The following is a 13,652-nucleotide window of genomic DNA, read 5'->3' as shown; positions in this document are numbered from 1 at the left end:
AACCCCGCTTTTGCGGGGTTTCTTTTGGTCACGTATTTAAGAATTAAACACGTTCGATCACTGTTGCGATACCTTGACCAAGACCAATACACATCGTCGCAAGACCAATTTGTGTATCTTGCTGTTCCATTACGTTCAACAACGTTGTTGTGATACGCGCACCAGAACAACCCAATGGGTGACCAAGTGCAATCGCACCACCGTTATGGTTCACGATGTCTTGCTTGTCATAAATGCCTAAGCCTTTAAGAACAGACAGACCCTGTGCAGCAAATGCTTCGTTCAATTCAAAAGTTTGAATATCAGAAATTGCAAGACCAGCGCGTTTAAGGGCTTTTTGTGTTGCCGGAACAGGACCAAAGCCCATGATCGCAGCATCACAACCTGCAACCGCCATAGAGCGAATTACAGCACGTGGCTTAAGACCTAAAGCTTGAGCACGTTCGGCAGACATCAGTAACATTGCAGACGCACCGTCAGACAACGCTGAAGAAGTCGCAGCAGTCACAGAACCGCCTTTCGGATCGAATACTGGACGTAATGCTTTGAACGCTTCAAGATTTGCATCAGGACGGATCACTTCGTCGATGTCGCAAAGCTGTTTAAAGCCGTTGGCATCATGACCTTCAATACCGATGATTTCGTTTTTGAAACGACCTTCCTGAGTCGCATCCCAAGCACGGCGGTGAGATTCAACACCGAACGCATCTTGTTCTTCACGAGTAATGCCATTCATACGACCTAACATTTCAGCGGTTAAGCCCATCATGTTCGACGCTTTTGCATAGTGCTTAGATGCTTCTGGGTTCAGGTCGATGCCGTGCATCATACCTACGTGACCCATATGCTCAACACCACCAATGATGAACACATCACCTTGGCCAGTCATGATTTGTGCCGCAGCAGTATGGATTGCCTGCATAGACGAACCACACAGACGGTTAACCGTTTGACCTGCAACAGTCTTAGGAAGATCTGCCAGTAACGCGATGTTACGACCGATGTTCATACCTTGTTCTAGAGTCTGGTTGACACAGCCCCAGATTACGTCTTCAACTTCGTTGACATCGAACTGGTTACGAGCAACAAGCGCACGTACAAGTTCAGCAGAAAGGCTGTCTGCACGTACATTGCGGAACATACCATTTTTGGTTTTACCCATTGCTGAACGTACGCCATCAACGATGACAACGTCACGTGGATTTAAAGTAGCCATTCACGTTGCTCCTTAACCGTAGAATTTTTTATTGTTAGCAGCCATGTCACGCAGCATTTCTGGCGCTTCATAAGCCTTACCTAAGTGTGCGTACTTGTCGCAAAGCGCAACGTATTCAGCAACACCAGTCTGGTCGATATAACGGCATGGACCGCCACGGAATGGAGGGAAACCTACACCCATGATCATCGCCATATCTGCTTCAGCAGGTGTTGCTACAATGTTGTCTTCCAGGCAACGAACAGTTTCGTTACAGAAAGCAAGCATCATACGGTCAATGATTTCCTGAGCATCAAATTCGCGTTTTTCCGCAGTTGCAACAGAAGCCACAAGTTCGTATGCAGTTGGATCAACCACTTTGGCTTTCTTGCCTTTACGGTCCAATTCGTATTTGTAGAAACCAACGTCATTCTTTTGACCTAGACGTTTGTTTTCGTACATCACCTGGATTGAACCTTTGTAGTCAGGCTTCATACGGTCAGGGAAACCTTCCGCCATCACTTCTGCACCGTGAACGCCAGTATCAATACCCACAACGTCCATCAAGTAAGCAGGACCCATAGGCCAGCCGAATTTTTCCATCACTTTGTCGATTTGCTGGAAGTCAGCACCATCTTTCAGTAGAAGGTCGAACGCACCAAAGTAAGGGAACAATACACGGTTCACCAGGAAGCCCGGGCAGTCATTCACAACAATCGGTGTTTTACCCATTTTCTGAGCAAGTACCACAGTGGTTGCAATCGCTTCGTCAGAAGTCTTCGCACCGCGGATCACTTCTACCAATGGCATCATGTGCACTGGGTTAAAGAAGTGCATACCCACGAAGTTTTCAGGACGCTCCAGGTTTTCAGCCAGACGCGTGATTGAAATCGTAGACGTATTCGAAGCAATGATCGTGTTTTCACGAACTTTCGCTTCAGTTTCTTTCAGTACGATACCTTTCACTTTTGGATTTTCAGTCACCGCTTCAATCACGATGTCCACTTCTTTAAACTCGTCATAGCTTAAAGTTGGGCGGATGCGCGCAAGAGTTTCACCCATTTGTGCAGGCTTCATTTTCTTGCGTTCAACTTGTTTGGTCAGTAAGCCGTTTGCTTCTTTCATACCTAAAGCAAGTTGTGGATTACCAATGTCTTTCATGATGATTGGTGTGCCTTTGCTTGCCGCCTGGTAAGCAATACCACCACCCATGATACCTGCGCCTAATACAGCCGCTTGGTTCACAGGGTGTGCACCTTTCTCATATTTCTTGGAAGTTTTCTTCACCACTTGATCGTTGATGAATAGACCAATCAACGCACCTGCTTGCGGTGTTACCGCAGCTTTGGCAAAGCCTTGTGCTTCTGCTTTTAATGCTTCATTACGTGGAAGGCTTGCACCTGCCTGTAGTGAATCAAGCATCAATTTTGGCGCTGGGTATTGAGCAGGGTTTGCTTTTGCAAGAACCGCACCTTTCGCTGTATTGAACGCCATCATTTGCTCAAGCATGTTCAACTTAACAGGATCTAGTTTTTCCTGGCGTTTTGCTTTCCAGTCTAGACGACCTGCAATCGCTTGTTTAACCAGATCAATTGCAGCGTCTTGCAGTTTGTCCGCAGCAACGACTGCATCAACAGCACCGTCTTTCAGCGCAGCAGCAGGTTTCTTCGGATTGGCCATTGCCATCCATTCAACTGCATTGTCGATACCGATCACACGGCTTAAACGAACAGTACCACCGAAGCCCGGGAAGATCCCCAGTTTGATTTCAGGCAAGCCAACAGCAGCTGCTTCTGACATGACACGGTAGTCACACACCAGACACATTTCAAAACCGCCACCCAATGCTTGACCATTGATTGCAGCAACTTTAGGAATGTCTAAATCTTCAAAAGAGTTGAAGATGTCATGAACAGGCAAGGCCCATTCTACAATTGCCTGTTCGCCTTGCGCGAAGTTCGCACCGAACTCAGTAATGTCTGCACCTACGATGAAGGTTGACTTCGCTGAAGTGACGATTAAACCTTTAATGTCAGCGTCTGCTTTTACCGCGTCAATTGCAGCTTTAAAATCTTCAATTGTTGCACGGTTAAATTTGTTGACCGACTCACCTTGTAAGTCAAAGCGGAATTCTGCAATTCCGTCCGAAAGCATTTGGACGGTAATGGCATTGCCAGCGTGGATCATGCCTGATCTCCTTTATTTTGGAGGACTTCTAAGTTGATGTTGTGAAGAGCCTATGCGCGATTCCTGCGCATATTTATGCTTCGCCAATCTTACGATAACTATATCCAAAAAGAACATAACAAGTTGTATCAAGCCGTGACGCAAGGGTCATCTATTTTTGCCTGAACTGTTTTCGCTGTTATGCGTTCTAGTATGGCTCTTATCAAGCACAATGAACTGAAGATTTTGTTTCAGCTCACAATTTTTTAATGAGAACTCCATTTATATTGGGTGATAGCGAGGCTTTTCAAGTCTTTGAAAAAATTGTTTTACTGTCAAAAAAGTCAATTTAGGTCAGAGAATTTCTTTGTTGCTGTTTTGCAGCCTGATCAAAATCGCGCTCCAAGTCCAGCTTTGTTGCAGTTTGGTTGTGAGGTAGTAGTTTGCCGATAAGCTGGCTGGGATTGTGAATCGGCCCGGCTTAGAATGGGTGAAAATAAGTAAAAACCTAGAACAATAATAAGAAGATCACTGCATGAAATTGACAGATCAGACGCTGATGCAGCAGATGCAGATTTCATTGCCCGACATCCAGCGACGCAAGCAATTACTTGGACTGACCGAAGAAGCCCTGGCAGCACTGGCGACTGTGCGTGAACTGATAGAGCCAGGCTTACAGGACACTGTGGCCGAATTTTATGACTATCAAACCTCTGTACCCGAAATTAATAATCTGATTGGTGATGTCGATACGCTTAAACGCCTCAAGGTCGCCCAGCATCAATATATTCTGGATCTGTTTTCTGGCTGCTATGACAGTGTCTATGTCAATAACCGCTTGCGTATCGGATTGGTGCATAAACGTATTGGGGTAGAGCCGCGTCTGTATCTGGCTGCCTTGCATCAGATTAAATTAGGCATCTTTAAACTGGTGGAACAGTATGTGGCGGATGCAGCCCTGGCGCGGCAGGTGCAGGACACCCTGGAAAAACTGTATACCTTTGATATTACCTTGGTGGTTGAAACCTATATCTGGAGCCTGGTCAAAGAAGTGAATAGCTCCCATCACAAACTGCAGGAATATGCCATGGCACTTGGTGCACATGCACAGGAAATGGAAACCCTGTCCCGGCTGGATCCACTGACAGGGCTTTATAATGTGCGTAGCCTGACTTCGATGTTAAATGAACTACTTTATCGTGCACGGCAACAGCATGCGCCTGTGACCGTGGTATTTATTGATATCAACGACTTTAAACTGTTAAACGACCAATATGGCCATGTCTATGGTGATCAGGTGATTCAGGCAGTAGCGAGTACCTTAAAGCAGATTGCCCGGGATGAAGACTACTGTTTCCGCTATGGCGGTGATGAGTTTCTAGTGGTATTGCCGAACTGTACCGAGGCAGATGCCTTGCAAAGCTTTATTCCACGCGTAGAGCAGACTTTGAGCCAACTGACAATGCCGGTCAGTCTTAGTGTCGGGATTCATCAGGCCGATGCCAATAGCGGCTATCTGGATAGCGCCAGCCTGATCCGCTGTGCCGATGACAAGATGTATGCGGTCAAGAAACAGTACAAACTAAAAGGGAAATAACAGTAATCAATACGGCAATTCATGATTGCTATTGCATGCTGTATCATTTTTAAAATATCTGATGAGTTAAGTAATTCTGCTGGTAGATCCTATTTTTAGATTTACAATAGCTTTAAGAATGGGGGAGCACACATGCAGGTATTTCGTTCCAAAAAAGACTGGTGGCTGGTGGCCTTTCTGGTGTGTATGACCGGACTTTTGGTACAGTTACTGCTGGTGATGTCAGCCAAAGGCACCATGCAGCAATATCCATTGCATACCGCAGTTTATATACTAACCATTGTAATGATCTGGTGGCCTGTGCTGAATACCCGATATCAGCTTACTGCTGATCAATTGATCGTCAAAAGTATGTGGTTTAGCTGGCAGATTCCCGTAGCTGCTATTCAGGCGGTCACTCCAACTGACTATTCATCTGTTGCGCCTGCTTTGTCCCTAAAACGTTTACGCGTGGATTATCGTGAAGATGGAACCAATAAATTTGTGCTGATCTCACCCAAAGACCAGATGGCATTTATTAATGCGGTACAGAACCAGCAGGCATCTTAAGCGCTCATTCTGTGGTTGAAGCTATTCGGGCTGAATCACCAAATTGCCTTCAATGCAATCTAGCTTCAGCGTAGACTGTTCAGGCTGATTTAAAAAATATACCGCTAAAACTGGTTCTAGTTCGGTACGCATCTTGCGACCCAGATGACGTGCGCCGTAGCGAATATCATGCCCTTGATAGAAATAGGCCTTGGCTGTATCGGTCAGGATCACAGTTCGCTTCTGATGCTGTAATCGCTGATTGAGTTTTTCCAGCTCAATCTCAACCAGTCGTGGCAGAGCATCATTTTGTACAGCCTGATAATGCAGGGTACGGTCAATCCTGTTCAAAAATTCAGGATCAAACTTACGCTGCATGACCTTTTCAATAATGCGCTGTGTCGGTACTTTTTTCAGGCACAGATTCTGAACCTGCTGCGGCAAATAACTGAGCTTTTCCAGATATTGCTGGGCAGCTTGCGCGCCAACATTACTGGTCATAAAGATCATACAATTCCGAAAATCGATGGTCTTGGTGCCTGCTGTAAGGGTTAAACGACCTGTATCAAGCACGTTCATTAAACCTCGAATGACTTCGGTTGAAGCCTTTTCTAATTCATCAAATAGCATAATGCCCGGACGGGTATGGCTACCTGCAATCGCAGTTTCATCGAACAGGCTATGACCTTCTTTTGAGCCGACATAACCCGGGGGCGCACCTGTTAGCGCTGCGGCATAATGTTCTTGCACCAGCGTATTCATGTCGATACGGCAAAACGCATCTGGACGTCCATAGATAGCCTCGGCGATCAGGCGCACGGTCTCGGTTTTACCTACTCCGGTTGGGCCAAGCATCAAGGTCACGGACAGGGGACGATCCGGGCTGGAAAAATCAGCCTTGACCACATGTAGCATCTTTTCAATTTCATTCAGCGCAGCATCCTGCCCAATAATCCGTTCCCGAAGCAGGTCCATGACTGCCTTGGATTCAAAGTGAAAGCGTGGCTTGCCAATCAGGCGGTCACGTTCCGAAGCAGTATGCGTGGAGGTACCAGGCTGGACGATATGGAAACCGGAATGCTGCGTGGTCATCTTGGGGAATCTCAAAAACGAACCCGTCGAGCATAACAAAGATATCAGTTGAAATTTATAGCTTTTAGCAATCACAGTATAACGGCGAGCCTATAAATTAACCGGGATTGCATATTTATAAACTTCACTTGTGGGCAGGCTTGATGGTAATTTTGTCACCGCGCTTGAAAATCAGGCAATAAGCATCACATTATCTGCATATTGCATGTGAAAAATAGGTTGCAGGTGAACGAGAACGCGCGTCCCCATATTGAAAAAATCCTGGCGAATATGACCACACTTCCGGGGGTATACCGGATGTATGGCAAGGATGGAGAATTGCTGTATGTGGGGAAGGCAAAAAACCTGAAAAACCGCGTATCCAGTTATTTCGTCAAGACCCTTGAACATCCGAAAACCCAAGCATTGGTGGCGCGGATTTATGATATTCAGACTTTGGTGGTGCGTTCTGAAACTGAAGCATTACTGTTAGAGCAAAACCTGATCAAGCTGCATCGTCCACCGTATAACATCATGCTGCGCGATGATAAATCCTATGTCTATATCTTTGTGTCTAGTGATAAACCTTATCCACGGATTGCAGCAGGTCGAGGCAAGGGCAAACATCAACCGGGCAAGTTTTTTGGACCTTATCCAAGTGCTTACAATGCCAAGGATACCTTGATCGTTTTACAGAAACTGTTTAATGTACGCCAGTGTGAAAACAGCTATTTTGCACAGCGTAAGCGCCCCTGCCTGCAATACCAGATCAAGCGTTGCTCAGGCCCCTGTGTCGGACTGATTTCACCTGAAGACTATCAGGAAGATGTCAACAACTCGATTCGCTTCTTGCAAGGCGATACCAAGGAGCTGAATCAGCAGCTGATTGCCAAAATGGAAGCTGCTGCCGAACAGCTCGAATTTGAAAAGGCTGTATTTTATCGGGACCGTATGGCTCTGTTACGTGATGTTCAAGCCAATCAAGCGATCTACAAGGTCAAAGGTGAAGCCGATATTCTGGCGATTGCCCATCAGGCCGGCGTGACCTGCGTACAGATCATGCATGTGCGTAATGGTAAAATGCTGGGAGGTAAAAGCTATTTCCCGGATATCCAGGGTGATGATCTCAGTCAGATGTTGAGTGATTTTATTGCCAACTTCTATTTCCAGGTTGCGGATGAAATTCCAGCAGAACTGATCGTCAATGTAGAAGTGACTGATCGTAACGAGCTGGAACAGGCATTGGCCCAGCATTTTGATAAAAAAATCCAGATTAAATCCAAGGTTCGGGAAACCCGTGCCGAATGGCTGGAACTGGCACAAATGAATGTGCTGCAAGGGATTAAATCGAAACTGGCGAATCACTTTGAATTGAATGAGCGTTTCCATCAGCTGGAGCAGGTGGTGGGACATCCTGTGGATCGGATTGAGTGTTTTGATATCTCGCATACCATGGGTGAGGAAACCGTAGCATCCTGTGTGGTGTTTGATAGTGGCGGTGCGCGTAAGCGGGATTATCGCCAGTTCTCGATTAACGACATTACCGAAGGCGATGACTATGCTGCAATGCGTCAGGCGCTGACCCGACGTTATAAAAAGCATATGTTGCCCGACCTGTTACTGATTGATGGGGGTAAGGGACAGCTGCATATGGCAATGGAAGTCATGCAGGATCTTGGTCTGGACGCTTTTATGGTGGGTGTATCCAAAGGTGAGGGACGTAAACCAGGCTTGGAAACTTTACATTTTACTGATGGCACCAAGATTCAACTTCCCGAAGATCATAAAGCCCTGCATCTGATTCAACAGGTACGGGATGAAGCACACCGCTTTGCAATCACCAAACACCGTGCCAAACGCGACAAGAAACGAGGCTCTTCAGTTCTGGAAGTGATTCCCGGTCTGGGCCCAAAACGCCGTCGTGACCTGCTGACCCATTTCGGTGGCATTCAAGGTGTGCTGAAGGCTTCAGAGAAAGACTTGATGTTAGTACCAGGCTTAGGTGAAGTCATGGCTCGTACTATTTATAAAGTACTGCATGAATAAAGATCCAAATTAAATCATTTGCCAAAGTGCTCAGTGACGGAGAAGTCATTGAGCATTCACATCAATTCAAATTTATTGAATGATATCAGAACTAAAATGAACCACAGGGATGCACAATGACACTGGAACAGGTGTATGCAGCGATTGCTGTTGAGGAATGGGTTGATCTTCCAGCAGGATGGTTACAAGGACGGACCCTGTATGGTGGTCTGGCTGCGGCGATGATGATGCAAAAAGCGGTGCTGAGCATTAATGACCCGGCGAAACATCTTTTAAGCACCAGCGTGACTTTTGTGGGGCCGGTCCAGCAACGGCCAGTCAGGTTAACTGCAGAAATTCTGCGTGAGGGTAAATCCGTCACTACGGTTGAAGTTCGCCTGTGGCAGGATGATGCAGTGCAGAGTATCTTGTTAGCCAGTTTTGGTGTAGCACGTGACTCGACTATTCAAGTACATCAGGAGGCATCTGCTCCGGATTATCCAGCTCCAGAAAGCCTGTTTAGCATTCCTTCAAACGTAGGTATGCCGGAATGTTACCAGCAGTTTGAGGTTCGTTGGGCTGAAGTGAATTTGCCATGCACGGGGAGTGATCATCCTGATTTTGGCGGATGGTGCCGTTTTGATCCGGAAAGACATGCAAACCGCAAATTTGAAGTTGCTGACCTGCTGGCAATTTTTGATATCTGGCCACCCGGTGTATTGCCGATGTTTAAGCAGATTGCACCAGCCAGCAGCCTCAACTGGACGGTGACCTATGTGCATCCAGTACAACATCAGTTGAATGATTGGTTTAAATATAAAGTATTTACTGATCATGCAGCAGATGGCTACGCGACAGAACATGCCTATCTGTGGGATGCTGAAAATCGCCTGATTGCGATTGCCAGACAGACAGTGACAGTGTTTGCCTAGTGACACTGCTGGCCAATTCGTATAAAGTGAAGCCTATTAACGATGGATCAAACCTCAATAAAAGTGTGCATTTTCATCGTACATGAGGGGAACAATTGGCGGTGTCTATGACTACAGGTCGTATCCTGAATATTCCAAACATCTTGACCTTGGCACGTATTGTCCTGATTCCAGTCTTTCTATTGGTGGCCTATTGGCCGCCGGCGATGGGGATTGATGAAAGCAATCCGGATATGACGCGTCATATGCTGTTGACTGCAATTTTTGTGGTTGCGGCGGTAACGGACTGGTTTGATGGCTATCTGGCGAGAACATTGAATCAGACTTCGGCTTTTGGTCGATTCCTGGATCCGGTGGCAGACAAGCTGATGGTTGCAGCTGCACTGATTGTACTGGTGCAATGGCAGCCTTCGATCTCCATGGCCTTTGCTGCAATTGTGATTATCTCGCGGGAAATTACGGTATCAGCTTTACGTGAATGGATGGCTGAGCTGGGTGCGCGAACCAGTGTGGCGGTGTCTACAGTCGGCAAATACAAGACCGCCTTCCAGATGATCGCAATTACCGTATTTCTGCTTAACTGGCAGCCGCTAGATATGCTGGCTTATGCATTGCTCTATACTGCAGTTGTGCTCACCTTATGGTCGATGTTTATCTACCTGAAAGCGGCTTGGCCCTACCTGAAACAGCCTTAATCGAATATTGAATCAAGCCCCAGTCACTGGGGCTTTTTTTATGGGGTATAGTAATTTGCAGGCAAAAAAATACCCAGCCTTTGGGGGAAGAACTGGGATGAAATCGGGGATATTTATCGCTATTATACAAAGATGTTGCCATCCTCTTAATTGCTATTATAGGAAATCCATTTTTTAATTCATGTACATTCTTGTAGTGTAATGTTGCATTTCTATAGTGGCATGTATCTGCCGTTTACAATCTATTATTTTGAGATGAATGAAGGGCTTAAATCTAATAAGACTCATAATTAAATTCTTTAAATTGGATAAGTAAATTCAGCATTTTTAAACTTAATTGATTAGTAAAACTTCATATTTAAAATAAATTTAATCTATAAAATAAATAATATTGACAAAAAATGATCTTAAAACTGATGCAAGCTGTTGTTCTGAGAAGTTTAGGAAAAGAGGAAGGATATGATCTATTGATTAGAAAATAGATAACTAGATGAAGGGAATTCTAGGGATTTTATTTGCTTATTTATGGTACATTTCTGCAATCAAGAGAAAGGTGGGTGAGAAAATTAAAAAATGCTTTAAGAAACCTTTTTCGGATTTTACTTGAGAGGATGGTTCCTGTCTTTAATCATGTTGAGCGTCATATAAAGAGTCTGTCTAATGATGGAGATTCTTTTTAAATTAAAGCTTACGCGCAGCATGGCTGCTTGTCTTGCGGCGTGGCAGAGCAGTGCTCTTACAAAGAAAAAGAGCCTCATAAGAGACTCTTTCTAATTAAAGCCTACGCACACCTTTGGTGTTTGTCTTGCGTAAAACTTAAAGCAACGCTTTAAGTTTCACTCAGGCTTTAGCCCTTCAGCTTTTTCCAATGATTCATCATTATTGAAAAACTTCTCACGTTGTTCTTCAAGAAACTTTTTTGCATCCGCTTCAAACACGTTTAAACGCTTTTCATTGATCAATGTAGTTTGATGCTTCAGCCATTCCTGCCAAGCCTGTTTAGATACAGTATCAAACAGTTCCTGACCCTTTGCACCTGGGAATGGTGCAAAGTCTAAGCCTTCCATTTCTTTTTGATACTTACGGCAAAATACTTGTCGAGACATATCAATACTCCGAATTTAAGATAGCGCAATTAAGCGTAAAGTTTTTCCAGACGTGCATAAGCACGTTCGATTGCTGCTGCGACTTGTACAGGTGCAGTACCACCAATGTGGTTACGCGCATTTACAGAGGCTTCTAAAGTTAATGCTTTTTCAAATACATCTGCCTGGATCAGGTCAGAGAATTGCTGTAATTGTTCAAGGGTGAGTTCAGACAAGTCTTTGCCTTCCTGAACACCAAGCGCAACGGCTTTACCTACGATCTCATGTGCATCACGGAAAGCAACGCCATTTTTCACCAGGTAATCTGCAAGGTCAGTTGCAGTCGAGAAACCACGAAGCGCTGCTTCACGCATGATTTCGATATTTGGAACCAGTGCAGGAATCATATCCGCAAATGCCATCAATGAACCACGAACGGTATCAATTGCATCAAATAGTGGTTCTTTGTCTTCCTGATTGTCTTTATTGTAGGCTAATGGCTGACCTTTCATTAGAGTCAACAAGCTCATCAAGTCGCCATACACACGGCCAGTCTTACCACGGATCAGCTCAGGTACATCCGGATTTTTTTTCTGTGGCATGATCGATGAGCCAGTACAGAAGCGGTCCGGAATATTCACAAACTTGAACTGTGCAGATGTCCACAGAATCATTTCTTCAGACATGCGAGACAGGTGCATCATGATTAAAGATGCTGCTGCATTGAATTCGATGCCGAAGTCACGATCAGAAACAGCATCTAATGAGTTTTCAGCCACTGCTTCAAAACCTAGCAGTTCAGCTGTATAAGCACGGTCGATTGGATAAGTAGTGCCTGCTAAAGCAGCAGAACCCAGTGGCATACGGTTGACGCGTTTACGGCAGTCAATCAGACGTTCAGAGTCACGGACCAGCATTTCAAACCAAGCCATCAAGTGGTGACCAAAAGTCACAGGCTGTGCTGTTTGCAGGTGAGTAAAACCAGGCATGATGGTATTGGTATTTTTCGCTGCCAAGCTCAAAATGCCTTTTTGTAATTTCTCTAATAGTTTTAGGATGGCATCAATTTCATCACGGACATAAAGGCGGATGTCGGTTGCCACCTGGTCATTACGGCTACGGCCAGTATGTAATTTTTTACCTGTAATACCGATACGCTGAGTCAGACGTGACTCAATGTTCATGTGCACATCTTCAAGGTCAATGCGCCACTGGAAATTACCTGCTTCAATATCTGCCTTAATCGCAGTCAGGCCTTCAATGATGTCATCACGTTCTTGTTCAGTCAGCACGCCCACTTTTGCAAGCATGGTTGCATGCGCAATTGAACCCGCAATATCTTGTTTATAAAAACGTTGGTCAAATTGTACAGATGCTGTAAATTCAGCAACAAAAGCATCAGTCGCTTCAGAGAAACGACCGCCCCACATACCCGAAGTCTGGGCTTGTGATGGATTTGAGGAATTAGAAGATGTGGTCATGTCGGCTCAATAAGATTAAAAGCAGTAGAACGAAAAAGAGTATAGCAAATTCAACGGCTGTTGCCGAAGTCCCATCTGCTCAATCTGTTACAGATCCGATGGGGCAGCAACAATCTTCTTATTTTTTTGGCCAGATTGGCAATTGGCGTTATCTGCTGGAACTGTTTGTTGGCGGTAATGTTTTGGCTTTGGTACTGAGTCTGGCAGAAGCCCAGTCCTGGCAAGCGCTCAATTTTATGCACTTGCTGCAATACATCCTCTATATTAACTGGGTGTTGCTATCATTTGCGGCTTGTGTAGAACTGTTTCACCAGTATTTTGATCGTATGGGGATCAAATCTGCATTGATTACCGGATTCTTGTTATTACAGGCTATCGTGCTGGTAACGACAGTTAGTTTAAACATTCTGATACATTTTGGCATAAATTTTCATCTGTATGATCTTACATCTGAAATTGCTTTTAAGCAGGTCGGAATGCACCTGAGTTTTGGAATTTTGCTCGGAACTTTGTGTTTTCGTTATCTTTACTTAAGGGAGCAATGGACACGTCAACGCCATAGCGAGTTAAATTCACGGATTCAGGCCATGCAGGCCCGGATTCAACCACATTTTTTATTTAATAGTTTAAATAGTGCTATCAGCCTGATCAGCATTGATCCCGATAAAGCGGAACATATGCTGCTCAATCTGTCCCGACTGTTTCGTGCCAGCTTTCAGGAATTAAAGCTGGTCAGCTTGCAAGAAGAAATCGATTTGTGCCAACGTTATCTGGAGATTGAGCAAATTCGACTTGGGGATCGTTTGCAGCTTGAATGGAAATTAGAAAACAAAGACTTATACTCACAAGTCCAAATTCCATTACTGACTTTACAACC

General features: G+C 45.0%; 11 protein-coding genes. 6 read left to right on the top strand and 5 right to left on the bottom strand.

The features are described 5' to 3' along the window. Positions 1-43: 43 nt before the first annotated feature. Entirely contained in the window at positions 44-1,216 is a 1,173-nt protein-coding gene (fadA, locus tag B4033_RS03375; RefSeq protein WP_286832099.1) for an acetyl-CoA C-acyltransferase FadA, read from the bottom strand. A 12-nt stretch (positions 1,217-1,228) separates the two neighbouring features. Further along, positions 1,229-3,382, bottom strand: coding sequence for a fatty acid oxidation complex subunit alpha FadB (gene fadB, locus B4033_RS03370; protein ID WP_286832097.1), 2,154 nt, complete (start codon positions 3,380-3,382; stop codon positions 1,229-1,231). Positions 3,383-3,896: 514 nt separating this feature from the next. Between fadB and B4033_RS03365 the strand changes: the two genes are divergently transcribed. Next, positions 3,897-4,958 (top strand): diguanylate cyclase domain-containing protein, encoded by a 1,062-nt coding sequence (locus tag B4033_RS03365; RefSeq protein WP_008302481.1) that lies wholly within the window; start codon positions 3,897-3,899, stop codon positions 4,956-4,958. Positions 4,959-5,090: 132 nt separating this feature from the next. Then, a complete protein-coding gene (locus B4033_RS03360) occupies positions 5,091-5,507 on the top strand; it encodes a PH domain-containing protein (RefSeq protein WP_004813613.1) in 417 nt (138 codons plus the stop codon). A gap of 21 nt (positions 5,508-5,528) precedes the next feature. Here the strand turns inward: B4033_RS03360 and B4033_RS03355 are convergent, their stop codons facing one another. Continuing rightward, a complete protein-coding gene (locus B4033_RS03355; protein ID WP_286832093.1) occupies positions 5,529-6,578 on the bottom strand; it encodes an AAA family ATPase in 1,050 nt (349 codons plus the stop codon). 225 nt (positions 6,579-6,803) lie between these two features. On the opposite strand from B4033_RS03355, the gene uvrC reads away from it, so the two are divergent. The 3 genes from uvrC to pgsA all read left to right on the top strand — a co-directional run bounded on the left by uvrC (position 6,804) and on the right by pgsA (position 10,209). Continuing rightward, the gene (gene uvrC, locus B4033_RS03350; protein WP_004890610.1) at positions 6,804-8,603 is read left to right on the top strand and encodes an excinuclease ABC subunit UvrC; all 1,800 of its coding nucleotides are present in this window, start codon (positions 6,804-6,806) and stop codon (positions 8,601-8,603) included. 116 nt (positions 8,604-8,719) lie between these two features. Then, entirely contained in the window at positions 8,720-9,514 is a 795-nt protein-coding gene (locus B4033_RS03345; RefSeq protein ID WP_286832091.1) for an acyl-CoA thioesterase, read from the top strand. Positions 9,515-9,621: 107 nt separating this feature from the next. Then, a complete protein-coding gene (gene pgsA / locus B4033_RS03340; RefSeq protein WP_008302472.1) occupies positions 9,622-10,209 on the top strand; it encodes a CDP-diacylglycerol--glycerol-3-phosphate 3-phosphatidyltransferase in 588 nt (195 codons plus the stop codon). Positions 10,210-11,045: 836 nt separating this feature from the next. Here pgsA and B4033_RS03335 read toward each other — a convergent pair. Together B4033_RS03335 and argH are read right to left on the bottom strand one after the other, a co-directional pair. Beyond that, positions 11,046-11,315, bottom strand: a complete 270-nt coding sequence (locus tag B4033_RS03335; RefSeq protein ID WP_005220695.1) for an oxidative damage protection protein — start codon at positions 11,313-11,315, stop codon at positions 11,046-11,048. A 29-nt stretch (positions 11,316-11,344) separates the two neighbouring features. Further along, a complete protein-coding gene (gene argH / locus B4033_RS03330) occupies positions 11,345-12,775 on the bottom strand; it encodes an argininosuccinate lyase (RefSeq protein ID WP_286832090.1) in 1,431 nt (476 codons plus the stop codon). Between argH and B4033_RS03325 the strand changes: the two genes are divergently transcribed. Then, positions 12,766-13,652, top strand: an 887-nt coding sequence (locus tag B4033_RS03325) for a sensor histidine kinase (protein WP_286832089.1), incomplete at its 3' end; no start/stop codon positions are given. The genes argH and B4033_RS03325 overlap by 10 nt on opposite strands.

This window comes from Acinetobacter sp. UBA3132 (genome assembly GCF_002364825.1).
In the GTDB taxonomy this organism is placed as follows: domain Bacteria; phylum Pseudomonadota; class Gammaproteobacteria; order Pseudomonadales; family Moraxellaceae; genus Acinetobacter; species Acinetobacter schindleri.
This window is presented reverse-complemented; position numbering and strand designations above follow the sequence as displayed.

Coding starts and splice junctions, on each gene's coding strand:
- fadA (WP_286832099.1), bottom strand. CDS start 1,216: ATGGCTACTTTAAATCCACGTGACGTTGTCATCGTTGATGGCGTACGT.
- fadB (WP_286832097.1), bottom strand. CDS start 3,382: ATGATCCACGCTGGCAATGCCATTACCGTCCAAATGCTTTCGGACGGA.
- B4033_RS03365 (WP_008302481.1), top strand. CDS start 3,897: ATGAAATTGACAGATCAGACGCTGATGCAGCAGATGCAGATTTCATTG.
- B4033_RS03360 (WP_004813613.1), top strand. CDS start 5,091: ATGCAGGTATTTCGTTCCAAAAAAGACTGGTGGCTGGTGGCCTTTCTG.
- B4033_RS03355 (WP_286832093.1), bottom strand. CDS start 6,578: ATGACCACGCAGCATTCCGGTTTCCATATCGTCCAGCCTGGTACCTCC.
- B4033_RS03345 (WP_286832091.1), top strand. CDS start 8,720: ATGACACTGGAACAGGTGTATGCAGCGATTGCTGTTGAGGAATGGGTT.
- pgsA (WP_008302472.1), top strand. CDS start 9,622: ATGACTACAGGTCGTATCCTGAATATTCCAAACATCTTGACCTTGGCA.
- B4033_RS03335 (WP_005220695.1), bottom strand. CDS start 11,315: ATGTCTCGACAAGTATTTTGCCGTAAGTATCAAAAAGAAATGGAAGGC.
- argH (WP_286832090.1), bottom strand. CDS start 12,775: ATGACCACATCTTCTAATTCCTCAAATCCATCACAAGCCCAGACTTCG.